A 23,052-nucleotide genomic window follows, 5' to 3' on the forward strand; every position below is an offset into this window, starting at 1 on the left:
CCTGTTACTTGGCGTCGGATCGGAACTGGCCGTTGCGGATGGTGGTGAGCACCAACGCGTCGGCGGCCCAACCGTCGTGGTTGTCCTTGCTGAAGCAGCCCTTGCCCATCGTGATGGTCTCGAAGCCGCACAGCGTCTCGATCGTGTCGCGCATGACCTGGCCGGTCACCGGACCGTTGATCTTCTTGAGCGCCGCGGTGAGCGTCATGTAGCCGTTGGCCCCGAGAATCTCGCCCCAACCCTGCGGCTTGTGGCCGTTCTTCACCAGGATGGCGGCGAGCTTTTGCTCGGCCGGCGTCGGGTCGTACGGCAGGTTCCCTATGGACAGCACGCGCACGCCCTCGCCCAGCGGGCCGGCGGCGTCGATGAAGCCTTTTTGCGCCAAACCGCTGTTGGCGTAGAGCGGCACCTTCAATCCCACTTCGTTCACGGCTTTCAGGAAAGACGCGCCCAGCGACGTGACCGAGAGCTGCATGAAGACCGCGTCCACGCCGGCATTGCGAAACTTCGTGACTTGGGGCGTGAGATCGGTGGCGGTGTAAGGTACGCCGATCGTCTCCACGACCGTGAAGCCGATGTCCTTGGAGATCTTCTGCGCGAAGTCGCTGCCGAATTTCCCGTAGGCGTCCTCCTGGTAGATGATGCCGACCTTCTTCGCGCCGTTCTTGACCACCTGGCGCCACAGGGCGTCCATGCCGGAGGTGTCATTGGGCGCGATGCGGAAGATCCACGGGAAGAACGAGTTGTTCTTGTCGGTGATGGCCACCGTGCCGGCGGGACCGAGCAGCGGCACCTTCAGGCGTTCGGCCACCGGCCCGGCGGCGAGGATTCCGCTGCCGGTGCCCGGGCCGATGATGGCCACGACCTTCTCGTCATTGACCAGTTGCGTGACGCAGCGCGCGGCTTCCGTCGGATTGGTCTTGTCGTCGCAGAACACGAGGTCCATCTTGCGTCCATCGATCAGGCCGCCGGTTTCCTTGTGCATCGCGTTGAGCGTGTCGCGCTCGGGGATGCCGAATACCGCGGCCGGGCCGCTCATGCTCAGCACCACGCCGATCTTGACGGCCTCCTTCGTCTGCGAAAACCCCACGGCGGGCCAGAACGCGGCTGCCGCGACCATCAGGGCGAGCGCCCCTTGCTTGAACGTGTGCATGCTTGTCTCCTTCATCTTTCGGTTATTGCTTAGTCAACGAAGCCCGCCGCTGGCACGGATCACCTCGCCACTGACGGCGTCCGAGTCGGGCGACAGGAAGAAGGCCAAGGCCTTCGCGACATCGAGCGGCCCCACGTGCTCCCTGAGCGGGATGCGACGGCGTTGCAACTCGATGAATTCGGGACTGAATGCCTGCTTGACCTTCTCGGTGTAGACCGAGCCGGGCGCGACAACGTTCACGCGGATTCCGTCCGGGCCGAGACTGCGCGAGAGCGTGTGCGTGAGGCCCACCACCGCTGCCTTCGCGGCGTCGTAGCCGGCGTTGCCCATGTGGTCGAAGTTTCCGAAGGCGGCGAGCGAAGCGACGTTCACCACCTTGCCGTAGTGCTTGCCGCGAAAATGCGGCACCAGCGCGCGCGTCATGAAGAAAGCGCTATCCAGGTTGAGGCGGACGGTCTGCTGGTACTCATCGGTGGTGATGCGCTCGATCGGGCGGTCGATGATGTCCTCGCCGATGCCGGCGATGCCACCGGCTATGTTGGCCAGACCGTGCACCATGCCGAGCCGTTCAATCGCCGTCTGACCCGCCAGGTCCGCTCCTTTCTCATCGGCGACGTCGACCTTCAGCACCGATAGCTTGTCGCGGCGCGCACCCGCGCGCTCCTCAAGCGCCGCGAGCCGCTTGCCGCTGATGTCGCACGCGAGCACTCCCGCTCCGCCCTCGAGCAGCAGCATCACCAGCTCGCCGCCAATGCCGCCCGCGGCGGCTGTGACGAGGTAATTGCGTCCGGCGTGGCTCATGCCGTGGCTTTCTTCAAATCGGCGCCGCACACGCCGCAAAACTTGTGGTCCTCGGGCAGGTGGTCGGTGCCGCAGGAGCCGCAGCGCACGCTGTAGCCACCGTAGGGCGCGACGGTGTTGTGGCCGGTGTCCAATGCGTTCCAGCTCGGGTTGGAGTCGATGGGCTTCTTGTGGAAGAACGCGCCGAACCCCGAGCGCGACTCCATCGACGGGAAGTGGAGCGTGCACCACTCGCGCGCCTGCGTCATCTCGCGGAACATCAGTTCCTTCTGGTGGTTGAGCGCCACCTTCGTGTAGCGCAGCGCTTCCGGGAACATCCGGGCCAGGTTCGTGACGATCTTCTCCACCTCGGCGTCGAGCTGGTCGTAGTCGCACACCACGTTGGCCACGCCCCATTCAAGGGCGAGCGCGGCCGGCACGGGCTTGAGCGCCATGAGGATGTCGCGCGCGCGCCGATCGCCCACCATCAGCGGCCACCACTGCGTCGGGCCGAACGCGGCGACGCTGCCGACCCCCACGCCCACCTGCTGAAACTTGGCGGTCGTGTTCATCACCACGAAGTCCGCGGCGAGGTGGAAGGCATTGGCGCCGCCGACGACGTCGCCGTTGACGCGGTGGATCACGGGCTTCGGGCAGTGCATGATTTCCGAGAAGGTCCTCTCCATCGCCCGCTCGTAGGACTTCATGCCGGTCAGGTCGTCGAGGTAGCGCTGGTTGTAGTCGACGACGTCGCCGCCGGTCGAAAAGAAGCGGTTGCCGACGGCCGTGAGCACGACGCTGCGCACGCCCGGGCCCTCGCCCGCGCGCTCCACCGCGTCGCGGATTTCGTCCAGCGTCTCGCGGCGGAAGGAGTTGCCCCTCTTCTCGCGATTGATCGTGATCCACGCGGCGTGGCCACGCTTCTCGAAGCCGATGTCCTCGTACTGGACGTCGAAAGTGCGGTATTCCTTCATCAATTCACCTTCCTGTTGCGGCCGGCCCAGAAACGGGACCGGAGTTCTGCCTTGAGGATTTTCCCGAGCCCGTTCTTCGGGAGGTCGTCCACGATGTCGACGGTGCGCGGGCACTTGTAGCCCGAGAGGCGTTCGCGGCAGAAGGCCACGAGTTCTTCCGGGGTCACGCTCTTGCCGGAATGCAGCGAGACGAAGCCGTGGGGCAGTTCGCCCCACTCCTCGTCGGGCTTGCCGATAACGCTGGCCTCGCGCACGGCGGGATGCCAGTAGAGGACTTCCTCGACCTCGCGGCTGGAGATGTTCGCGCCGCCGCTGATGATCAGGTCCTTCTTGCGGTCGACGATGGTGAGGTAGCCGCGTTCGTCCATCGTGGCCATGTCACCGCTGTGCATCCAGCCGCTTCGCATCGTCTCGGCGGTCTTCTCGGGATCGTTCCAGTAGCCGGTCATCACCTGCGACCCGCGGAACACGATCTCGCCGACCTCGCCGGTCTTCACGTCGCGGTCGTCGTCATCGACCACGCGCAGTTCGCAGCCGAACGCGGCGCGGCCGCAGGAATTGAGCCGGGCGCGGTCGCCCTGCATGCCTTCGAGGTGGTCCTGCTTGTCCAGGTAGGCGGCGATCGAGGAAATCTCCGTCATGCCGTAGCCCTGGATCAGCACGTTGCCGAACACCTGCGCAAGGCGCTCGATCCGCTCGGTGGGCATGGGGGCGGATCCGTAGCCGATCGTCACGATGCTGCTGGTGTCCGTTGAACGCAGGCGCGGGCTTTCCAGCACGCGGAACAGCATGGTCGGCACCAGGTGCGAATGCGTGACGCGCTCCGCTTCCACCAGCTTGAGCCAGCGGTCGGCGTCGAAATTGCGCTGGTCGGTGAACACGACGCAGCCGCCCACCACCCAGGCGGGCACGTAGAACATGTTGATCGACGCGATGGAGTTGTGCGGGTAGACCAGCAGCACCTTCGTGTCGCGGCTGAATTCGTAGCCGATTACCACAACCGGCGCGTGTGCGACGCTCTGGCGCTGCTGGTGAAGCACGCCCTTGGGGGTGCCCGTTGCGCCGCTCGTGTAGCAGATGAAGAAGTTGTCATCGCCCGTCACGTCCACCTGCGGCTCCGATGCGTCCTGCTCGGCGAGCCAACGCTCGTACTCGGAGTCGGTATTGCCCGGGTCCAGCACGATCACTTTCTTGAGCGTCGGGATCTCGCCCGCTTCCGCCAGCCTGGCGGCGTATTCCTTCTCCACGAAGATCAGCGACGCGCCGCAGTGGTTCAGCACGTAGGCGATCTCGCGCGGCACGCTGCGAAAATTCACCGGCACGTGCACCAAGCCGCCCTTGGCCGCCGCGCCGACGGCTTCTACCGCCTCGACGTGGTTGTTCATCAGCACGGCGACGCGGTCCCCACGCTTGATTTCCGCGGCCTGCAGGCCGTTGGCCTGCCGGTTCACACGGTCGTTGAACTGCGCGAACGTGAAACGGCGGTCGCCGTCCACATAGGCGAGCTTGTCGGGGTGCCGTATTGCGCAGCGTCGAATCCACTCGGCCACGGTCATGGTCGCGCCTCCTTGGATCTCTTCATGTCCATCAGCGCAGCCGCACCGACAGCGGGGCCTCGATCGCGCGGCTGAGGATGCGCGGCTCGTACTTCACCGGGCCGGCCAGCTCGAGGTTCGGGTACCGGCGAGTCATCTCGATAAGGCTGACCTCGACTTCAAGACGCGCGAGCGGCGCGCCCAGGCAGAAATGGATGCCGTGGCCAAAAGCCATGTGCGGGTTCGGGTTCCGCGAGATGTCCAGGCGGTCCGGGTCAGGGAACTGCGCGGGGTCGCGGTTCGCGGCCGCCATGAGCAGCATCACGCGGTCGCCCTGCTTCACATCGACGCCGCCGATCTTCATGTCTTGCGCGGCAGCGCGCATCGTGCCTTTCATGGGGCCGTTGAAGCGCAGGCACTCCTCGATCGCGGTCTTCACCAGTTGGGGCTGCTCGCGCAGCCGCTGCCATTGGCCGCTTTCCAGCAAAGCCGTCACGGTGTTTCCGATCATGATCTGCGTCGTCTCGTGGCCGGCGTTGAGGATCAGCATGCAGGAGTACACGACGTCGTCGGCGGTGATCGCTCCATCGGTTCGCTGCACTTCCATCAGCCAGCTCATCATGTCGTCGCGCGGCTGCTTCAGGCGCTCCTCATACAGGCCCTGCAAATAGGCCTTGAACTCGATGATCGACTGCTGCGCACGGTCCATGCGCTGAGGACTGCCCACGCCGCCGTGCAGCAGTTCGTTGAGCTCCCAAGACCATTTGTGGAAGCGGTGCAGGTCTTCGCGCGGGGCGCCGATGATCGTTGCGATCACGTTGGCGGGAACTAGGAAACCGAAATCACTGATGAGGTCGACCTCTTGCTTGTCCTTCCAGCCGTCCAGGAACTCGGTGACGAACGACTGAACGATACCGCGCATGGTCTGCACCGTTTTCGGCGTGAAGGAGCGGCTGAAGATCTTGCGCAACTGGGTGTGCTTGGGCGGGTCGACGAACACCGGCCAGCTATTGAGCACTTCGTAGGTGAGTGCGAAGCGCTCGCGCTCCTCGGGGGTCAGACGCGTCTGGAAGTAAGGCGTGATCGTGTCGGCGAGAAGGCGCTGGTCGTGCAGGCCCGCGTACACATCCTCATACCGCGACACGATCCAGCCGCGCCAGCGCTCGTTCCAGTGCACAGGGCGCGTCTCGCGCAGCTCGCGGTAATACGGAAACGGGTCCTGCAGCAGCCCGGGGTCCAGCAAGTCGTCGTCAACGGAAATCACTTCGTGGTCCACTGCGATCTCTCTTTCCTTTTGCTAAGCGCACGCTTAATTTGCGTTGAGCGCTTGCTTAGTGTAGGCTCACCGGCAGGGGGTGTCAACGATGGATTTAGGTTTGCGGGGCAAGGTGGTTTTGGTGACCGGTTCCAGCCGCGGCATCGGCTTGGCCGAAGCTCGGCTGTTCGCCGCCGAGGGCGCGCGCGTGGCCGTCAATGGTGTTAATCCGCAGCGGGCCGAGGCAGCAGCGGCGGCCCTTCGCGCCGAGGGCGCGGACGCGCAGGCATTCGCCGCCGACGTGACCAGCTCGGCCGAGGTCGCCGATCTCTTCATGCGGATCCAAGAGCGGATGGGCGAGTGCGGCATCCTGGTCAACAACGCCGGGCTTGCGGGCAAGCACCTGGGAAAACCCGCAGACGAAATCACCGAGGAAGATTGGGACAAGGTGGTCGACAGTCACCTGCGCGCCACGTGGCTGTGCACGCGCGCCGCGCTGCCCGCTATGCGCAAGGCCGGCTGGGGTCGTATCGTGAATACCTCATCGATTCACCACACCGGCGGTGGGCGCCCGGGCCTTACTTCTTACGCCGCGGCCAAGGGCGCGATCTCTGCGTTTTCGCGCACGGCGGCCAAGGAAGTCGGGGCGGATGGCATTACGATCAACACCGTCGCGCCGGGCTTCGTCCGCACGGACATGCTCACTCGCCTGCCCGACGATTTCCAGAATCGCGTGCGCTCGCAGAGCCCGCTCGGCAGGCCCGCGGAACCCGAGGAGATCGCCGCGGCGGTGGTGTTCCTCTGCTCGCAGCAGGCCGCCTACATCAATGGCGCCCTGCTCGCGATCGACGGCGGACGGCGCGAGTTCGTCTGGAACTGAAGGCCGTCAAGCCGGCGTGCGGCCGAATTGCGCCAACGCCACACCCAGCAGCGCCAAGGCCGCGCCGGCCAGCTTCAAACTCGGGAAGGTTTCGCCCGTCATGAGCCAGCCCGCCACACCCGCAACCGGTGGTAGCAGGTACAGCAGGGGTGCGGTTCGCGCGACACCGAGCAACTGGTTGACCCAGCCCCACAGGATCCAGCCGGCGAACGATGACACGACCAGCGCCCACGCCAAGCCCAGCAGCACCATCGGAGGTATCGCCGTCCAGTCCGTAGCGACGCCCGACAACCCCGTGAGTAGCATCAGCGGCGGAAACGCCATGATGGTCGTATAGGTCATCACCAGCAAGGGGCCGCGGCGGATGATGATGTCGCGCGCGGCAACGGTGTGCAGCGAGAAAAGCAATGTGGCGGCAAGGAGCACGAGGTCGCCGAATCCCGCCTGCCATCCCAGCCCGATCTTGTCCGCGAGGAACACGAGGATGCCCGCGCAGGCGATGACCGCGCCCGCGACCTGCGCGCGCCCCAGCCTCTCGCTGCCCGCTACGGCCAGGATGATGAGCGTCATGAGCGGACCGCACGCGACGATCAGCGCGGTCGAGAACGGCGATGACAGATAGATGCCCCAGTTGATCAGCGTCACGTGCAGCACGTGACCGAGCAGCGTGAGCCACGCCAGCGTACGCCACTCCTCGCGCGGAAGGCGAGGCCAGCGGGTGCCATAGACGAAGAGAAGGAGCAGCACCGCGCACAGGGGCGTGACGATGTAGCGGGCAAATAGAAAGGCGCCGGGCGAGGTGTGCGACATCACCAGCTTGATGATGCTGAAGTTGGTGCCCCATATCACCAGCAGCACCAACGCGACCGCCAGCGCCCCGCCCTGCGCGCGACGGGGCAGCTCGCTCATTTCAGGGGCCAGCCTGCCGCGTAGACGGACGTGCCACGCTCGGCGAGCCGGCGCAGAGCGGCCGGAGGCTTCAACCGTGCGGAGCCATAGCGCTGCGACAGCGCGTCGCATCGTGCGACGCAGGCCTGCACGCCCATCCGGTCGATCCAAGACAGCGGCCCGCCGGTCCAGGGCGCGAAGCCCCAGCCGAGAATGGCGCCCACGTCGCACTGCGACGGATCGGTGATCACGCCCTCTTCGAGGCAGAGCACCGTCTCCAGCGCCTGCGCGGCGATCAGCCGGTCGCGGGCATCCGCCACGCTCATCTCAGTGCGGGCGCCTGCCGACGCGTACTCGCGTAGCTGCGGCCAGAAGCTCCTGGTGCCGTCCGGCGCGTAGTCGTAGAAGCCCGCTCCCGTCTTCTTGCCCTTGCGCCCTTCCTGCTCCACCATTCGCCCGACCATCGCGTAGCCGGGCGTGAACTCATAATCAGCGCCCAGGTCGCGCGCCGCCTGCAGGTTGATCTGGTGGATGAGGTCCAGCGCGACCGCGTCGGAGAGCGCCAGCGGCGGCACCGGCATGCCGGAGGCCACGCCGCCCGCTTCGATCACGTCGGGGTCCGCGCCCTGCGCCAGCATGTCGAAGGCCTCGGCTTGGTAGGCCATCACGACACGCGTCGTGTAGAAACCGCGCGCATCGTTCACGACGATTGGCGTCTTGCCGATCGCGCGGGCGAAATCCATCGCATGCGCGAGTGTTTCGTCACTGGTATCGCGGCCGCGGATGATCTCCAGCAGCGGCATGCGGGGCACCGGCGAGAAGAAGTGCAGGCCAATAAACTGCCCCGGTCGCTGCGAAGCCAGGGCCAGGCCGGTGATCGGCAGCGTCGATGTGTTGGTCGCGAAGAGCGCGCGCGGGCCGGCCACCGCTTCTGCCTGGCGCGTGGCATTCGCCTTCACCTCGCGGTCCTCGAACACCGCCTCGACGACGATGTCGACGCCGTCCAGGGCTTCATAATTCGAAGTCGGCCGGATGCGCGCGAGCGTCGCCTGTGATTCGGCGGCATCGAGGCGGCCGGCAGCGACTCCCGAAGCTTCCTGCTTGGTGAGTGCATCGAGCCCGCGCTGGGCCGACTCCTGGCTCATGTCCAGCATGACGACGTCCGTGCCAGCCCGTGCACACACCAACGCGATGCCGCTGCCCATCAGGCCCGCGCCGAGCACGCCCACGCGCTTGAATACGCGGGTCGCGAAGCCCACGGGCCGGCTGGTGAGCCGGTTCGCCGCGGCGACGCTCAGCCCGAGCGTGCGCACCATGTCCTGCGCGACCGGACCGCGCGCAACGTCCACGAATTCGCGCGCGGCCGCTTGAAAGGCGACGTCGGGAACGGGTGAGGCCGCTGCGGCGATGGCCGCCTCCGCCGGCTTTTGCGAACGCTGGGCGGCGGCGAGCACCACCCAGCGCGACGCAGTAGCGACCACTAAAGCAGCGGGCACGAGTTTGTCCACCAGCCCAGCCTTGAGCGCCGCGGAAGGCGTGAGCGCCGTCGCATCGCGCAGCAGCTTTGCCGCGGCCTCTCGCCCGATGCGGGCGCTAAGGCGCGGCGAAGTGCCAAGCATCGGCGGCAAGCCGTAGCGCATGTCGGTAAACCCTACCGTGTAACCCGCACCCTGTGCGCCGATCCGGCAATGGCACGCGAGCACGAGCTCGAGCGCCACGCCGCGCGCATCGCCCGTGATCGCCGCCGCGAACGGTTTGCGCGACGCATCGATGCGCGCTGCGAGAGCGGCAGCGCGATCGACCACGGCCTGCAGCGCCTCCCGCGGGCCCTGCGCGGCGCCATGCAGCCACTGGAGATCCAGTTCGCCGAAGCCACCCTCCCCGGTCGGCGCGAGCACGACGCCGGCGATGCCGGGGTCCGCAAGGCATGCCTCGATGCGGGCGCCGAGGGACTCCCAGACGTCCGGCGTGAAGGTCGGCCCCGGCCAACGGAGCACGGCGACGCCATCCGCGTCACGGTCGCAATCCACTGTAGCTGCCATGTCAGATTCCCAAGTAGGCGCTGCGCACGCGGTCGTCGCGCTGCAACTGGGCGGGCTCGCCCTCGAGAACGACCGAGCCGTTCTCGATGACGTAGGCATAGTGCGCAAGGCCGAACACGAAGGCCGTGTTCTGCTCGACGACGAGCACCGAGATGCCCTCCGCATTGATTTGCCGAATGACGTTTCCAAGGACGCTCACCATCTTTGGCGACAGGCCCAGGCAAGGTTCGTCCACCAGCAGCACGCGCGGGCGGCCCATGAGGGCGCGCGCCATCGCGAGCATCTGCTGTTCGCCGCCCGAGAGCGTGCCCGCCTGCTGCGCGGCCCGCTCCTTGAGCACGGGAAACTGCACGAACATCTTCTCGATGCCCCCTTTCACCTGCTGCGGCGGCTGCAGGAAGGCGCCGAGCTCCAGGTTCTCCAGCACCGTCATGTCGGGAAAGAGCTGCCGCCCCTGCGCGACCTGGATCACGCCGTGCCGCACGATTTCGGCCGTGCTGCTGCGAGTGAAGTCCTTGCCCTCGAAGCTCACGCGCCCCGTCCGGGGCACGAGCGAGGAGATGGCATTGAGCACGCTGGTCTTGCCCGCGCCATTGGCGCCGACGAGCCCGACGACCTGGCCGGGCTCGACCTTCATGGAGACGCCGCGCACCGCCTGCACGCCGCCGTAGGAAACGCGAACATCCTCAAGCGACAGCATGGGCCTGGGCTCCGAGATAGGCTTCGATGACGCGCGGGTCGCGCGTGACCTCGGCGGGCGATCCGTCCGCGATCACGGCGCCGGCGTCGATCACCACAGCGCGCGAGACGAGGCCCATGAGAAAATGCAGGTTGTGCTCGATCACCCACACCGACACGCCCGCGGCATGCACGTTGCGGATGATGCGCTGGAGGTTGGCGAGCTCCTCGGCGCTCAGCCCCGCGGCCGGCTCGTCGAGCAGCAGCATGGTGGCCCCGGTCTGGATGGCCATCGCGATGCCCAGCACGCGCATGATGCCGCTGGGCAGCGACGAGGCCTGTTCGTGCGCGTAGCGCTCCAGGCCCAGTTCGGACATCACGTCGCGGATCACCGGCTGCCGCGCCGACGCGCGGCCCGACGGCAGGTGCGCAGCCGTGCGCAGACCCTCCTGCACGGTGAGCTTGGGGAACACGCGCGCGCCCTGGAAAGTACGTACGAGCCCCAGGCGCGCGAGCTGGTGCGGCGCCATGCCGGTCACGTCGCGTCCTTCGAAGCGGATGCGCCCTTCGGTCGGACGAAAGAACCCGCTCACCGCGTTGAACAGCGTCGTCTTGCCCGCGCCGTTCGGCCCGATGAGTCCGATGATCTCCCCGCGCGGCAACTCCAGGTTCACGTCGCGCACGGCCACCAGGCCACCGAAACGCTGCGTCACGCCCTCGATGTGCAGGACGATGTCGCTCATGCGGCACCCCGCTTCCAGCGCGCGACACGATCGCGCAGCACGCCCGCCACGCCCTTGGGCATGAATAGCACCACGACCACGATGACCACGCCCAGCACGACGAGCCGATACAGCCGCGCCACGTGCAGCATCTCGGGGATGCCGAAGAACACGAGGGTGCCGATGATGGGACCCGCCACGGTTCCGATACCGCCAAGGATCAGCACGCCGATCAACGAGATCGTCTCGTGCGCGCTCAGCAGGTCGGGCGAGATGAAGTTCATGATGGGCGCGTAGGCGCAACCAACCATCGCGGCCAGCATCGAGCTGATAACGTAGGCGGCCAGCTTGTAGCCCACGACGTTGATGCCCAGGAAGGACGCGAGCGTCTCGTCCTCGCGCACCGCGACCAGCCCGCGGCCGAAGCGCGAATGCTGGATGAAGACCGAGACCAGCAGGCAGGCGAGCAGCATCCCCGCCGCGAGCCAGTACATGCCCTTCGCCGACGACAGGTCGATGCCGGCGAGCGGCGCGGGCGCATACATGACGCGCATGCCCATCGGCCCACCGGTGAGCTCGTGCCAGTTGGCGGCTACGAGTCGCGCGAGTTCGCCGAACGCGAAAGTGAGCAGCGCCAGGTGGACGCCGCCCGTATAACGCAGCGCCGGATAGCCGATCACCGCGGCCAGCACGCCGGCAGCAAGCATCGCAAGCGGGATGGCGATCCAGAAATTCAAGCCGAGCGACGCCACCAGCAGCGCAGACGCATACGCCCCAAAGCCGTAGAACGCCGCATGCGACATCGCGAACTGGCCGGCGTAGCCGATCACGATGTTGAGCGAGGTCGCGAGCGCGGCCTGCAGCGCGATGAGCGTGCCAAGGTAGACGATGAAGCGCGAGCCGCCCATCATCGGGATCGCCAGCAGCACCGCAAGGCACATCCAACCGGCCCACGGTATCGCATTGGCGACGCGCGCGCGCCAGGTGGCCTTCGCGCGCGGCATCCCGGCGACGGTGGTTTCCATGGCTGCGCTCATACGCGTACTTTCCCCCGCTTGCCGAGCAAGCCGCGCGGGAAGTACAGCAGCGCGACGATGAGGAGGATGAAGCCGTAGCCGTCCCGAAACGAGGCCGATAGGTAGCGCGAGCCCAGGCTTTCGGCGATGCCGAGCAGGAAGCCCGCGAGCACGGCGCCCGGCACACTGCCGAGGCCGCCGAGCACGGTGAGGATGAAGCCTTTCATGAGCGGCGCGGCCGCCATGTAGGGCGTGATGGCGAACAGGCTGCCGTACAGCACGCCCGCAGCACCGGCCATCGCGCTGCCCAGCACGAACACCACGGCGGTGACCTGCGAGATCTCGATACCGACGAGCGCGGCGCCCGTGCGGTTCTGTCCCATGGCGCGGATCGCCTTGCCGATGCGCGTCTTCTGCAGGAACAGGTAGCAGCCCACGACCAGCAGCACGACCAGTCCGAGTACCAGCATGCGCTGCGACGACAGCGTGAGCCCCGCGATCTGGAAGCTGCCCGGCAGCGGCGGGTCGAACGTTCGCGGGTCGGGAGTGAACGCCGCCGCGGCGAGGTTCTCGATAACCATGATGAGGCCCAGGGACGCGGTCAGTCCCTGCATGTGATCGGTGAGCGTGAAGCGAAACACCACGCGTTCGAGCAGGAGCCCGAGTGCGCCCATCGCGACCATGCCGATCAGCAGCGCCGGCCAGAAACCGAACCCGGCGGATACGACGAAGAACGCCGTGTACGCGCCGAGCATCACCATCTGGCCGTGGGCGAAATTCAGGATCCCCATGATCCCGAACACCAGCGTCACGCCGATGGCGACGGTGGCATAGAGCCCGCCGACCATCAGGCCGTCGAGCAACGTCTGGACGAGATCCATGCCGGTGCGCCGTCCTGCCCTACAGCGCGCTTGCGCGCACGGAGGTGACCTTGCCGTCCTTAAGCATCCCGATATCGATGTCGGACTGCGCGCGGCCGTCCTTGTCGAAACGCATGGTGCGAACGCCATCGTACTTCATGTCCTTCACCTTCGCCGTTATCGCCTTGATGTCGGTGGTCGAGCCGACCTCCTCCATCGCGCGGGTCATCATGAACACGGTGTCATAGAACGTGAGGGCCCAGTAAGTGTTGGGCGAGACGTCCTTCTTGGTGAACGCCTTGTAGCGCTCGATCCAACCCTTGACCTTCGGGTCGGACGTGTTGTCCAGGTCGCGCGTGAGAATCTGCCACGTGAAGCCATCCACCGCCTTGGCATACTTGATCGCCGGCGCGCCGGAGCCGCCGCGGTACATGAACTTCTTGGGCAGGCCGCCCAGTTCCGTCGCCTGGCGCAGGATCGCCTCGACCAGCGCGTCGTTGGTGCCGGTCAGCATGCCGTCCAGCCCCTGGTTCTGGAACTTGCGCAGCACTGGCGCGAAGTCCTGCGTGTCAGGCTGGAAATACTCGACGATCGACACCTGCACGCCGTTCGCTTCCAGCAGCGGCTTGTAGATGGCGACGATGCTGCGGCTCACGTCCTCGTTGGGCAGCATGATGCCGACCTTCTTCAGGCCCAGCTCCTTCACGCTCGTGGGGACGAACGATTTGGCTACCGTGGCGTCGTTGTTCAGCGTGCGGAACATGATGTCGGCACCGGGCTTGCCCAGCAGCGTGTCCATGAGCGTGAAGCCGCCGAAGTACAGCACCTCGTTCTTCGAGAACAGCGTCGCCGCGGCCATGCCAGGGCCGCTGGTAAGCACCCCGAAGATGACCTTGATGTCGTCATCGCGCAGCAGGCGCTGGGCGCCCGCCACCGCGAACTCGGGCTTGGACTGCGCGTCCTCCGAGACCGCTGCAAGCGTGTATTTTCGCCCCTTGACGGTGACGCCGCCGCGCTTGTTGATCTCGTCCACGGCCATCAGTACGCCTTCACTGGCCGGCAGGTCGAAGCTCGAGTGCGGGCCCGTCAGGCTGTTGACCATGCCGAGCTTGATGGTCTGCGCGAAGCAGGAAGTAGCCAGCGCGAAGCCGGCCAGGGTCATCGCGCCGAGGCGCGCAATGTTTCGGTAATTCATGTCTTCTAGTCCTTTCTAGACGTTCCAGAACTGTTCTCGCAACTCCCTGCGCAGTACCTTGCCCATGCTGTTGCGCGGCAAGGCATCCAGAGTGAACAGCGACCTCGGGTGCTTGTAGCGGGCGAGACGGCTGCTGCAGAAGTCGACGACTTCTTCAATCGTGAGTGTCTCGCCGGGCAGGACCACGACGCAGGCGCGGGGCGACTCGCCCCACTTCTCGTCGGGCACGCCGACCACTGCGACCTCGTAGACCTTGGGATGCTCGGCGAGCACGCGCTCGATCTCGGCGGGATAGACGTTTTCGCCGCCGGAGACGATCAAGTCCTTCTTGCGGTCGAGGATGTGCAGGAAGCCCCGCTCGTCGATAAAACCGATGTCACCGCCGGTCTCCCACCGGCCCGTGCGCATGGCGCGCGTGGCGTCCTCATTCTCGTGGTAGCCCAGGAAGGGCACTGGATTGCAGGCGTGGATGACGCCTTCGCGGCCGCGCGGCATTTCCTCCCCGCTCTCGTCGAGAATCGCGATCTCGCAACCAAAGGACGGGCGGCCGAGCGAACGGTCGCTGGCGAGGATTTCCTCGTGCGGGCAGTACGTGATCCAGCCGCTCTCAGTCCAACCATAAGTGTCCGACAGGCGTGCGCGCGGAAAGCCGGCCTCGAAACCTTCGACCGTCGACAGCTGCAAGCGCGAGCCCGAGCTCATGAGGCCGCGCAGCCGCGGCAGCTCGAGCGTGCGGCCCGCGTTGCCGGCCGCGCTCACCAGCGCAGCCAGCATGGTGGGCACCAGGAACGCCCACGTAATGCCGTACGTCTGCATGTCGTCGAGCGAACGCTCGGGGGAAAAATCGCGTCGAAGCACCACCTTGCCACCCACGGCCAGCGTGATGAGCGAGACCGAGCCGAACGATTGGTGGAAGATCGGCCCCGGCACGAGCGTGACCTCCTCCTCGGTGATGCCGTAGCGCCAGCCCCAGGAAGCAAAGCGCGAGAGGATCACTGCGTGGCTCATCACCGCACCCTTGGGAAACCCGGTCGTTCCCGACGTGTAGAAGATCGCCGCCGGATCGTTCAGGCCGAACGCGCGCGGCGGAATCGTCGCAGCCGCACCTGCGATCGCGCGCTCGAACGCGTGTTCATGATCGCTGGCGGGACCGTAAACGATGGATACGCCCGGCACGCGCTTGCCGGTTTCGCGGAGGGTCTTCAAGTGACCCAGGTACTCCGCGCCGATGAGAAGCCCCTTTGCGCCGGAGTTGTCCAGAAGGTAGGAAAGCTCGGGCGGGGTGAGGCGGTAATTGGCCGGCACAGCCACCAGCCCCGCCAGTTGCAGGCCGATGTAGCTTTGCAGGTATTCGGGGCTGTTCTGCGCGAACAGCGCGACGCGGTCACCGGTTTTCAGGCCGCGCGCCAGCAGCGAATTCGCGAGGCGCACGGCGCCGTCCCAGAACTGCGCGTACGTGAGCCGTCCGCGGTCGTGTTCGATGGCAATGGCGTTCGGGTCGCGCTGCACGGCCACGCGAACGAGGTCGGCGAGGCAGGTGACGTGGGGAGACGGGGCGATGGGCATGGGGGACATCCTGGCTAACTAAGCGCCCGCTTATCGGCTTGCTGTGATTCTGGCGAGGAGGTGCGCGCGCTGTCAACAGCGTCTACCCGCAGGGGGTGATTGCGCCTCATGCCGCCACCAGCCTTTTCAGCTCGACTGAGAGATCGGCGAGGGCATCAGGGTCCACCCGCACTCCCGCGGCGACCCACTTCCTGGCCAGCATGAATTCGGCGGGGCGATTGACGGCGTCCGCCGCAATGATGACTCCGCCTCTCAGGTAGAACGCCGTGAACGCGTGGGCCGCCATGTCGCCCCGGATCGCGACGGCGTCATGCCCGCGCGAGAGGCCCACCATCTGCAATTTCAGGTCATATTGATCCGACCAGAACCAGGGCACGCCGTGGCAAGGCTGGTGTTGTCCGCACAAGGTCGCCGCGGCAGTGCGCGCCTGTTCGGCGGCGTTGGGCACGCTTTCGATGCGGAAGTGGCCGGTGTGGCCCGGCACGGGTCGGCTGGTGCAGTCGCCGGCCGCGACGATCGCGGGGTCGGACGTGCGGCACAGCTCGTCGACTATGATGCCGTCGTGCGAACACGTGAGGCCGGCGGCTTGCGCGAGTTCGACATTGGGCATCACGCCCACGCCCGCGACCACGATCTCGGCTTGCGTGCAGCCGTGGCCACCGGCTGCATCTTTCCACAGCACGCCGCTTACTGATCCGTTGGAGGCGAATTCAAACCCTTCCACCTGCACGCCCGTGCGCACGTCCGCGCCCGCGTCGCGATGGACCTTCTCGTAGAAGGCCGACAACTGTGCTGCCGTCACGCGAGAGAGCACGCGCGGTTGCGCCTCCAGCACCGTGACCTTGAGCCCGCGCTTGATCGACAGCGCAGCGAGTTCCAGGCCGATGTAGCCGCCGCCGATCACGACGATGCGCGCGCCTTCTTCCAACTGGGGGCGCAGCCGCTGTGCGTCGGCGAGTGTGCGCAGGCAATGGACGTTCGGCGCCTGTTCCGCGCGTTCGGCGCCGGGGAGCGCAAGCCGCCGCGCCCGCGCTCCGGTGGCGATGGCCAACTGCGAGTAGGCGATGGACTCGCCGGATTCGAGCACGATACGCCCGGCCGCGCGGTCGATGGCCGACACACGGGCGCCGGGACGCACAGCGATTCCTGCCGCCTCATAGGCCGCTGCGTTGCGGATGAGGAGCGGATCGATAGCTGCGTTCGGATCGCCTAGCCATGTCTTCGACAGAGGTGGGCGCTGGTAGGGCAGCACCGGCTCGTCCCCCAGAAGCAGCACGGGCACCGAGGGGTCGAGCTGCCGCAACTTGGCGGCGAGCTCAGAGCCCGCGTGGCTGGCGCCGATGATGACGCGCGGCTCTGTCATCGCCTGGTTCCTTCCTGGGGTAGCAGGCGCCGCGCCACGACCAGGTGGTTCAGGACCGACGTGCCGTCCACCACGGCCATCATTCGGGCGTCTCCGGAAAGCTCCGCCAGCGGATGCGAGGCATGCAGGGACGACGAGCCCAGCAAGTCTTCGGTCCATCGGCAGGCGTCCAGGGCCAGTTCGCCCGCGAGCGCCTTCGCAGCCGAAGCCATGGCCACGCTATCCGCGCCCGCCAGCTCGCCGGCCACCTTCAGGCACAACAGCCGCACCGCCTCACACCGGGCCACGAGTTGTGCGAGCCCATGCTGAACGAGCGAGCTCGAAGCCAGCGGTGTGCGGGCCGCCACGCGCACGCCCGCGTAGTCGCGCGCAATGTCGAGGGCCGCGCGTGCAATCCTGAAAGCCTGCAGTGCGGCAAGCACGCGCGCGATGGGAAAAGCAGACTTCGTTCCCTTCAGTCCCTCGCCTTCGGCGCCCAGGCGCAGCTCGGCGGGAATCTCGCACCCGCGGAACGTCAATCGCGCGAACCCGAGGTGGCGCAGACCGACGGGCTCGAGCGCCTCGCGCGTGAGTCCGGGTGTGTCGCCAGGAACGAGGAAGCGGGTCAAGCCGACTTCGCTGCGCGCGAGCACAACGATCATGGTTGCGGCCAGGCCGTGCGTCACCCAGGTCTTCTCGCCGTCGATCACGTACACATCTCCGGCACGGCGGGCCGTGGTCGTCATGCGCTCGAGGTCCGAACCGGCATGCGTCTCCGTCATCGCGATCGCGCCGATGCCCTCGCCTTCCAGCAGCGAAGGCATGAAGCGCTCTTGCTGGCCAGGGCTTGCAAACTGGTGCAGATAGCGCTGCACGCTGTGATTGCCCAACAGGGCCAGTTGCGGCGACAAGCCTTCAACGAGTGCAGAAAATTCGAGCACGTCCAGCCCGTGGCGGCCTTCTTCAGGCGGTAGGGTCGATGCGAGATAGCCCGTCGGCGCCAGTTCCCGGAAGATCGCGCGCAGCTCGCCCGCGTCGAACGGGCGCCCCTTGGGCCTAGGATGCGCGGCAGCCACTTTCTCGGCCTGCTCGAACAGGGCGCGTTCGCGCGTCGTGGAAGCGAAGCGATTGTTGTCTTGCACGGTCAGTCCTGCTGCGGCAAGCCGGGTGGAGGGCGCGGTTCGCCACGCTGTGTGGTTTCGAATTCGAGTGGCATGCGCACGTGCATGACCTCCCCCAGGCGGAACAACATCCCGCGTTGAAGCAATTCCTCGTCGCGCAGCACCTCGGCATAGCTGCGCTCGGGACCACATGGCACGCCCGCGGCGCGCAGCAGCGCCGTCCACTCAGCGCGCGACTTCGTGCGCATCGCGGGGCCGAACATCTCCTCGATGCGGGGCTGCGCGGCGCAGCGCTGTTCATTGGTGGCGAAGTCGGGATGCTCCGCCCAGTCGCCGCGGCCCGCCGTGCGGCACAGGGCCTGCCAGTGCCTGCTGGTCAGCACCGTCGTGAGAAGCCGCCCGTCCGCAGTGTCGAACATCGGCGTGCAGGAGACCGTCGAATGATTGCCATTGCGCCGCGCAAACGCGGGATCGGCATGGAAGAGGCCGATCTGCGGGTACTGCATGTACAGGCACGTGTCGGCGAGTGATATCTGGATGGCGTCGCCCTCGCCCGTCTGGCGGCGGTTCTCGAGCGCGGCGAGCACACCGAGCGCCGCCCAGACGCCGGTGGTCACGTCGACGACGGAGGCCCCCGTGCGATAGCCCGGCCCTGACACCGGGCCGGTGGAATTCATCAAGCCCGTCGACGCCTGGGCGAGCCCGTCGGTGCCTGCAGGCCCGCCCGCGCCGAAGCCCGTCACGAGCACCGTAATCAGGCGCGGCTGCACTGCGCGCAGCGTAGCGCTGTCCAGCCCCGCGCGTTTGAGCATGGCGGGCGCGAGGTTGGAGATCACGACGTCGGCTTTGACTGCTAGCGCGCGCGCTCGATGCGCCTGCTCGGGTACGGTGATGTCGAGCAGCACCACGTCCTTGCTGCGATTCGTCGATGCGTACAGCGCGGCGACATCGCCCGCCATCGGACCCATGCGGCGCGTGATGTCACCTTGCGGCGGCTCGACCTTCATGACGCTTGCGCCGAGGTCCGCCAGCACTTGCCCGCAGGACGGCCCCGCGACCATGTGCGTGAACTCCACGACCTTCAGCCCCGTGAGGACGGCGGCCAATTCAATCCCTCCCCAGCGGCCGCCGCGGCGGGCCGTCGTAGGTGATCTCTTCGTCGGGCACGTGGCGCCATCCCGCCTCGCGCGTCATCTCCTCCAGCGCGTGAACGGCCAAGCCGGCGCTGCGGGGCATGAAGGCCAGCGCGCGCAACAGGCGCCAGTCGAATCCCATGTCCAGTCCCAACGCACCCAGCGCGCCGTCCTGATTCATCGGCAGCTTGCGGCCTTTCACCTTGAGGAGCGCGTCTTCCATCGCAAGCGCAAGGCGCGAGTAGTCGCCTGTTACCCCGTTGGCGTCGGCAATGCGGTACAGGCGCGGCACCCGCGGATCCCCTTCGGGATGCAGCGCATGCCCGTAGCCCGGCACCTTGCGGCCTTGCGAGAAAAAGTGCTTCACGATCGCGCTGGCTGCCTGCTCCTGCGTTTCGCGCCCTGCGCGGATTTCCGGAACGTGCGCCGCGAGTTGCTCACCCAGTTGCTCGCACGCGCCCCCGTAGGTGTCGCCGAAGGCCATGACGCCGCCGGCGACCGCCGCCTGGATCGGCGAGCCGGCGGAAGCGAGGTAGCGCGTCACGATGCTCGACGGCACGATGCCGTGATCCAGCACGGAGACCATCATGGCGTCCAGCAGCTTCGCATGGCCGGGCGGCGGCAGTTCGCCTGTGGCCAGCAGCAGGAACGCTTCGGCGAAGGACACCTTGCCAACCAGTTCCGCGAGGTCGTAGCCGCGCAGCACCACCGAATGCTTGTCGCCATAGGAGATGGCCGTGCGCCACTTGTCGCGCGTAGCGCTCATTGCTGTTCCCCTTCATCAAAAACGAGAGAGATGGCCGACACCGGGCACATCTCCTCGGCCTCGCGCGCGGCGGCTTCGTCGAGCTCCGGCGAGATGTACCGGGCATGGCCATCGGGCTGGAACGCGAACTTGTCCGGATACGACGAAACGCACATGCCCGAGCCGACGCAGAGGTTCGGGTCGATGCGTACCGCGATCAACTTGCGCTGGGTCATGCTTACCCCAGCTGCAGGTAAATGGGCGCTTCGATGCTGCGACCGAGGATGCGAGGCTCCCAGCGAATGTCGCTCTTGACCTCCATCTTCGGAAAACGGCGCAGGATCTCGTTGAAGGCGATCTCGGCCTCCATGCGCGCGAGCGGCGCACCCAGGCAAAAATGAATGCCGTGGCTGAACGACAGGTGTGGGTTGGGGTCGCGGGTGGCCACGAAGCGCTCTGGGTCCTGGAACTTCGCCGGGTCGCGGTTTGCCGCGCCCATCAGCAGGAGGATCCGGTCCTCTTTGCGGATCTTCTGGCCGTGGATTTCCATGTCTTCACCGGCCAGCCGGATGGTGCCCTTGAGCGGCCCGTTGAAGCGCAGCCCCTCTTCGATCGCCGTCCTCATGCTCTGCGGGTTGTTGCGCAGGAACTCGAACTGCTCAGGCAGCTCCAGCAGCGTGGTGAGCGTGTTGCAGATCAGGGTCTGCGTCGTCTCGTGCCCCGCGTTGAGCAGGATGATGCAGGAATGCAGCACGTCGTCCACGGTGAGAAGCGGGTCGGTGCGCTGCACCTCCATGAGCCAGCTCATCATGTCGTTGCGCGGATTGTCGATGCGCTCGTCGTACAGCTCCTTAAGATAGGCCTTGAACTGGATGAGCGCGTCCTGGGCACGGTCCAGCCGCGTGTCGTCACCGACGCCGGCGAGCAGCAGGGTCGTGATGGCTTCCGCCCAATGCTGCAGCTTGTCCAGGTCCTCCCGGCGCGCGCCGATGATGGTCGAGATCACGTTGGCCGGAAGCGGGTAAGCGAACTCAGCGTTGAGGTCGATTGTCTTGCCGGCCTCCCACTGGTCCAGGTGCCAGCGGACCATGTCCTCGGTGATGGCGCGCATGGTCTGGACGGCCTTGGGCGTGAATGCGCGGCTGAAAATGCGGCGCAGGCGCGTGTGATCCGGCGGGTCGGTGAAGACCACGAACGAGTGCAACGCCTCATAGGTCACCTTGTAGCGCTCGCGCTCGGCCTCGCTCAGCCGCTTCTGGTACCACGGCGTGATGCGGTCGGCAAGGAACTTGGGGCTGTGCAGCGTGGTGTAGACGTCGTCGTAACGGCTGAGCACCCAGCCGCGCCAGCGTTCGTTCCAGTAGCAGGGGAACTGCTCGCGCAGCGTCGCGTAGTACGGCGACGGGTTCTGGACGATCTCGTCGTCGAGCAGGTCGTCGTTGACAAGCGCGGTGGTCATCTGGGTCTCCTTGCCGGAAATCGGAGGCCGCTCCGGCTCTAAGCGGTCGCTCAGTAAATGCTAAGCGCGTGCTTATAATATGCCTGCCGGCGCGACGCGTCAACCGCCGCGGGCGGCCAACCCGCAAAGCTTTACTGGAGAATTCGACATGCCCGATTCCGTTTACGACGGTTACCGCCGCCTCCGCTTTGATCGCCCCCACCCACGCGTATTGCGCGTGACGCTGGACAACCCCGGCAAAAAGAACTCGATCGACGAGGTGATGCACCCGGAAATGGTCCGCGTGTGGCACGACATTTCCTATGACGACTCGGTGGCGTCGGTGATTCTTACCGGCGCCGGCGACGCGTTCTGCGCCGGCGGCAACTTCGAGATGGTCGACGGCATGATCGCCGAACACGAGGTGCGCATGAAGAACCTGCGAGAGGCGCGGGACGTCGTCTACAACATGATCAACTGCACCAAGCCGATCATCTCCGCGGTACGCGGGCCTGCCGTGGGCGGCGGCCTCGTATGCGCGCTTTTATCGGACATTTCGGTGGTGAGCAAGACCGCCAAGCTCATCGACGGCCATACGCGCCTTGGGCTGGCGGCGGGCGATCACGCGGCGATCATCTGGCCGCTGCTGTGCGGAATGGCGAGAGCGAAATATCACCTTCTCATGTGCACGACGCTGTCGGGCCAGGAAGCCGCCGATATCGGCCTCGTGTCCCTGGCCGTCGACGATGGCGAGGTGCAGGCCAAGGCGCTCGAAATCGCAAGCACGCTGGCGGAAGGCCCGCCAACCGCCATCCGCCTCACCAAGTACACGATGAACCACTGGCTGCGCATGGCCGGGCCGATCTTCGATGCTTCGCTTGCCTTTGAATTCCACGGCTTCACCGGCCCGGAGCTGAAGGAGGGCCTGGCCGCCATCCGCGAGAAGCGCAAGCCGAATTTCCCGACGCACAGCGCGTTCTGACCCTGGCGCATTTTTCTGCACAATACCTGCCATGCCGTCCTACGTTACCCTGACCGAGCTTTTCCAGAAAAGAGTGGACAGCGCGACCGTCCGCCGTCTCCTGCTGGCGGGCGTGGAGTGCTTCTGGCGCGATGGCTTTCACGCGTCCAATACGCGAGACATTGCCAAACGCGCAAAGCTCAGTCCCGCAGCGGTGTACGTGCACTTCGCGGCAAAGGAGGACCTGCTTTTTTCGATCATCCTGGCTGTGGCGGAAAACTTGCGAGAGCGGCTGCGTGAACTCGCCTCCCAAGGCGGCTCCCCCACTGAGCTGCTGAGCCGCCTTGTTCACGCGTACGTCGCGCTGCCCGCGCGCATGTACAAGGCCTCACTCGTCGCGAATCGCGAGTTCAATTCCTTGACCCCCGCCCAGAGAAAGCAGATCGTCAAGATCCGGGACGAACTCGAGGCGATCGTGGGGGACTGCCTCGAAGCGGGGAAAGCCTCCGGCGAATTCGATTTTCTCGACGTATCGATCACCCGGATGGCGGTCGTCTCACTCTGTCGCTCTACTCTCCTGTGGTATTCCCCGCGTGGCAGGTTCACGCCCGAAGCGGTCGCCGACAACTATGTCACGCTCGTACTCGGGATGGTTGGCGCTAAGCCTCGATCGACCGAAAGCGCTTTGCCCCCGCTCTTGCGCGCTGCAGCACCGTGAGCGCTGCGTTGGCGGAGATCGTCCCCGCTGGCTTCGAACCCCACATGGCA

22 protein-coding genes are annotated in these 23,052 nt (G+C 66.3%); 3 read left to right on the top strand and 19 right to left on the bottom strand.

Annotated features, from left to right (window positions below):
• Nucleotides 1-4: 4 nt before the first annotated feature.
• From HNE04_RS12200 to HNE04_RS12220, 5 genes are read right to left on the bottom strand one after another with little or no spacing between them, the layout of a single operon-like run.
• Nucleotides 5-1,153 carry an ABC transporter substrate-binding protein gene (locus HNE04_RS12200; protein ID WP_172219222.1) on the bottom strand — a complete coding sequence of 383 codons (1,149 nt, stop codon included), beginning with the start codon at nucleotides 1,151-1,153 and terminating at the stop codon, nucleotides 5-7.
• Between the two features lie 33 nt (nucleotides 1,154-1,186).
• Entirely contained in the window at nucleotides 1,187-1,954 is a 768-nt protein-coding gene (locus HNE04_RS12205) for an SDR family NAD(P)-dependent oxidoreductase (protein ID WP_172219223.1), read from the bottom strand.
• Nucleotides 1,951-2,907: an enoyl-CoA hydratase/isomerase family protein gene (locus tag HNE04_RS12210; protein ID WP_172219224.1), complete on the bottom strand. Its 957-nt coding sequence runs from the start codon at nucleotides 2,905-2,907 to the stop codon at nucleotides 1,951-1,953. The genes HNE04_RS12205 and HNE04_RS12210 overlap by 4 nt, the downstream gene beginning before the upstream one ends.
• A complete protein-coding gene (locus tag HNE04_RS12215) occupies nucleotides 2,907-4,463 on the bottom strand; it encodes a class I adenylate-forming enzyme family protein (RefSeq protein WP_172219225.1) in 1,557 nt (518 codons plus the stop codon). Before HNE04_RS12215 ends, HNE04_RS12210 begins: the two co-directional genes overlap by 1 nt.
• A gap of 31 nt (nucleotides 4,464-4,494) precedes the next feature.
• Nucleotides 4,495-5,718 carry a cytochrome P450 gene (locus HNE04_RS12220; protein ID WP_172219227.1) on the bottom strand — a complete coding sequence of 408 codons (1,224 nt, stop codon included), beginning with the start codon at nucleotides 5,716-5,718 and terminating at the stop codon, nucleotides 4,495-4,497.
• A gap of 121 nt (nucleotides 5,719-5,839) precedes the next feature.
• Here HNE04_RS12220 and HNE04_RS12225 point away from each other — a divergent pair, with 121 nt between their 5' ends.
• The gene (locus HNE04_RS12225) at nucleotides 5,840-6,577 is read left to right on the top strand and encodes an SDR family NAD(P)-dependent oxidoreductase (protein WP_328700315.1); all 738 of its coding nucleotides are present in this window, start codon (nucleotides 5,840-5,842) and stop codon (nucleotides 6,575-6,577) included.
• A gap of 6 nt (nucleotides 6,578-6,583) precedes the next feature.
• On the opposite strand, the gene HNE04_RS12230 is transcribed toward HNE04_RS12225, so the two are convergent.
• From HNE04_RS12230 to HNE04_RS12295, 14 genes are all read right to left on the bottom strand, one after another.
• Nucleotides 6,584-7,486 (bottom strand): DMT family transporter, encoded by a 903-nt coding sequence (locus HNE04_RS12230; RefSeq protein WP_172219229.1) that lies wholly within the window; start codon nucleotides 7,484-7,486, stop codon nucleotides 6,584-6,586.
• Entirely contained in the window at nucleotides 7,483-9,507 is a 2,025-nt protein-coding gene (locus HNE04_RS12235; RefSeq protein WP_172219231.1) for a 3-hydroxyacyl-CoA dehydrogenase NAD-binding domain-containing protein, read from the bottom strand. Before HNE04_RS12235 ends, HNE04_RS12230 begins: the two co-directional genes overlap by 4 nt.
• A gap of 1 nt (nucleotide 9,508) precedes the next feature.
• Nucleotides 9,509-10,207: an ABC transporter ATP-binding protein gene (locus tag HNE04_RS12240; RefSeq protein ID WP_172219233.1), complete on the bottom strand. Its 699-nt coding sequence runs from the start codon at nucleotides 10,205-10,207 to the stop codon at nucleotides 9,509-9,511.
• Entirely contained in the window at nucleotides 10,194-10,928 is a 735-nt protein-coding gene (locus HNE04_RS12245; protein WP_172219235.1) for an ABC transporter ATP-binding protein, read from the bottom strand. The genes HNE04_RS12240 and HNE04_RS12245 overlap by 14 nt, the downstream gene beginning before the upstream one ends.
• On the bottom strand, nucleotides 10,925-11,932 hold the full coding sequence (locus HNE04_RS12250) for a branched-chain amino acid ABC transporter permease (protein ID WP_172219237.1): 1,008 nt from the start codon (nucleotides 11,930-11,932) through the stop codon (nucleotides 10,925-10,927). Before HNE04_RS12250 ends, HNE04_RS12245 begins: the two co-directional genes overlap by 4 nt.
• Nucleotides 11,933-11,940: 8 nt before the next feature.
• Nucleotides 11,941-12,804 (bottom strand): branched-chain amino acid ABC transporter permease, encoded by an 864-nt coding sequence (locus HNE04_RS12255; protein ID WP_172219239.1) that lies wholly within the window; start codon nucleotides 12,802-12,804, stop codon nucleotides 11,941-11,943.
• 19 nt (nucleotides 12,805-12,823) lie between these two features.
• Nucleotides 12,824-13,978: an ABC transporter substrate-binding protein gene (locus HNE04_RS12260; protein ID WP_172219241.1), complete on the bottom strand. Its 1,155-nt coding sequence runs from the start codon at nucleotides 13,976-13,978 to the stop codon at nucleotides 12,824-12,826.
• Between the two features lie 15 nt (nucleotides 13,979-13,993).
• Nucleotides 13,994-15,544, bottom strand: coding sequence for a class I adenylate-forming enzyme family protein (locus tag HNE04_RS12265; RefSeq protein WP_172219243.1), 1,551 nt, complete (start codon nucleotides 15,542-15,544; stop codon nucleotides 13,994-13,996).
• Nucleotides 15,545-15,650: 106 nt separating this feature from the next.
• Nucleotides 15,651-16,907 carry an NAD(P)/FAD-dependent oxidoreductase gene (locus HNE04_RS12270; RefSeq protein ID WP_172219245.1) on the bottom strand — a complete coding sequence of 419 codons (1,257 nt, stop codon included), beginning with the start codon at nucleotides 16,905-16,907 and terminating at the stop codon, nucleotides 15,651-15,653.
• The gene (locus HNE04_RS12275) at nucleotides 16,904-18,028 is read right to left on the bottom strand and encodes an acyl-CoA dehydrogenase family protein (RefSeq protein WP_172219247.1); all 1,125 of its coding nucleotides are present in this window, start codon (nucleotides 18,026-18,028) and stop codon (nucleotides 16,904-16,906) included. The genes HNE04_RS12270 and HNE04_RS12275 overlap by 4 nt, the downstream gene beginning before the upstream one ends.
• Nucleotides 18,029-18,030: 2 nt before the next feature.
• The gene (locus HNE04_RS12280) at nucleotides 18,031-19,113 is read right to left on the bottom strand and encodes a CaiB/BaiF CoA transferase family protein (RefSeq protein WP_172219249.1); all 1,083 of its coding nucleotides are present in this window, start codon (nucleotides 19,111-19,113) and stop codon (nucleotides 18,031-18,033) included.
• A 1-nt stretch (nucleotide 19,114) separates the two neighbouring features.
• Nucleotides 19,115-19,906 carry a citryl-CoA lyase gene (locus HNE04_RS12285; protein ID WP_172219251.1) on the bottom strand — a complete coding sequence of 264 codons (792 nt, stop codon included), beginning with the start codon at nucleotides 19,904-19,906 and terminating at the stop codon, nucleotides 19,115-19,117.
• Entirely contained in the window at nucleotides 19,903-20,121 is a 219-nt protein-coding gene (locus HNE04_RS12290) for a ferredoxin (RefSeq protein ID WP_172219253.1), read from the bottom strand. Before HNE04_RS12290 ends, HNE04_RS12285 begins: the two co-directional genes overlap by 4 nt.
• Before the next feature lie 2 nt (nucleotides 20,122-20,123).
• Nucleotides 20,124-21,344: a cytochrome P450 gene (locus HNE04_RS12295; RefSeq protein ID WP_172219255.1), complete on the bottom strand. Its 1,221-nt coding sequence runs from the start codon at nucleotides 21,342-21,344 to the stop codon at nucleotides 20,124-20,126.
• A 148-nt stretch (nucleotides 21,345-21,492) separates the two neighbouring features.
• Between HNE04_RS12295 and HNE04_RS12300 the strand changes: the two genes are divergently transcribed.
• Nucleotides 21,493-22,305 (top strand): enoyl-CoA hydratase/isomerase family protein, encoded by an 813-nt coding sequence (locus tag HNE04_RS12300; RefSeq protein ID WP_172219257.1) that lies wholly within the window; start codon nucleotides 21,493-21,495, stop codon nucleotides 22,303-22,305.
• Between the two features lie 31 nt (nucleotides 22,306-22,336).
• The gene (locus HNE04_RS12305; RefSeq protein WP_172219259.1) at nucleotides 22,337-23,002 is read left to right on the top strand and encodes a TetR/AcrR family transcriptional regulator; all 666 of its coding nucleotides are present in this window, start codon (nucleotides 22,337-22,339) and stop codon (nucleotides 23,000-23,002) included.
• The last annotated feature ends 50 nt before the right edge of the window (nucleotides 23,003-23,052 follow it).

This window comes from Caenimonas soli, assembly GCF_013155545.1.
Lineage (GTDB): Bacteria > Pseudomonadota > Gammaproteobacteria > Burkholderiales > Burkholderiaceae_C > Ramlibacter > Ramlibacter soli.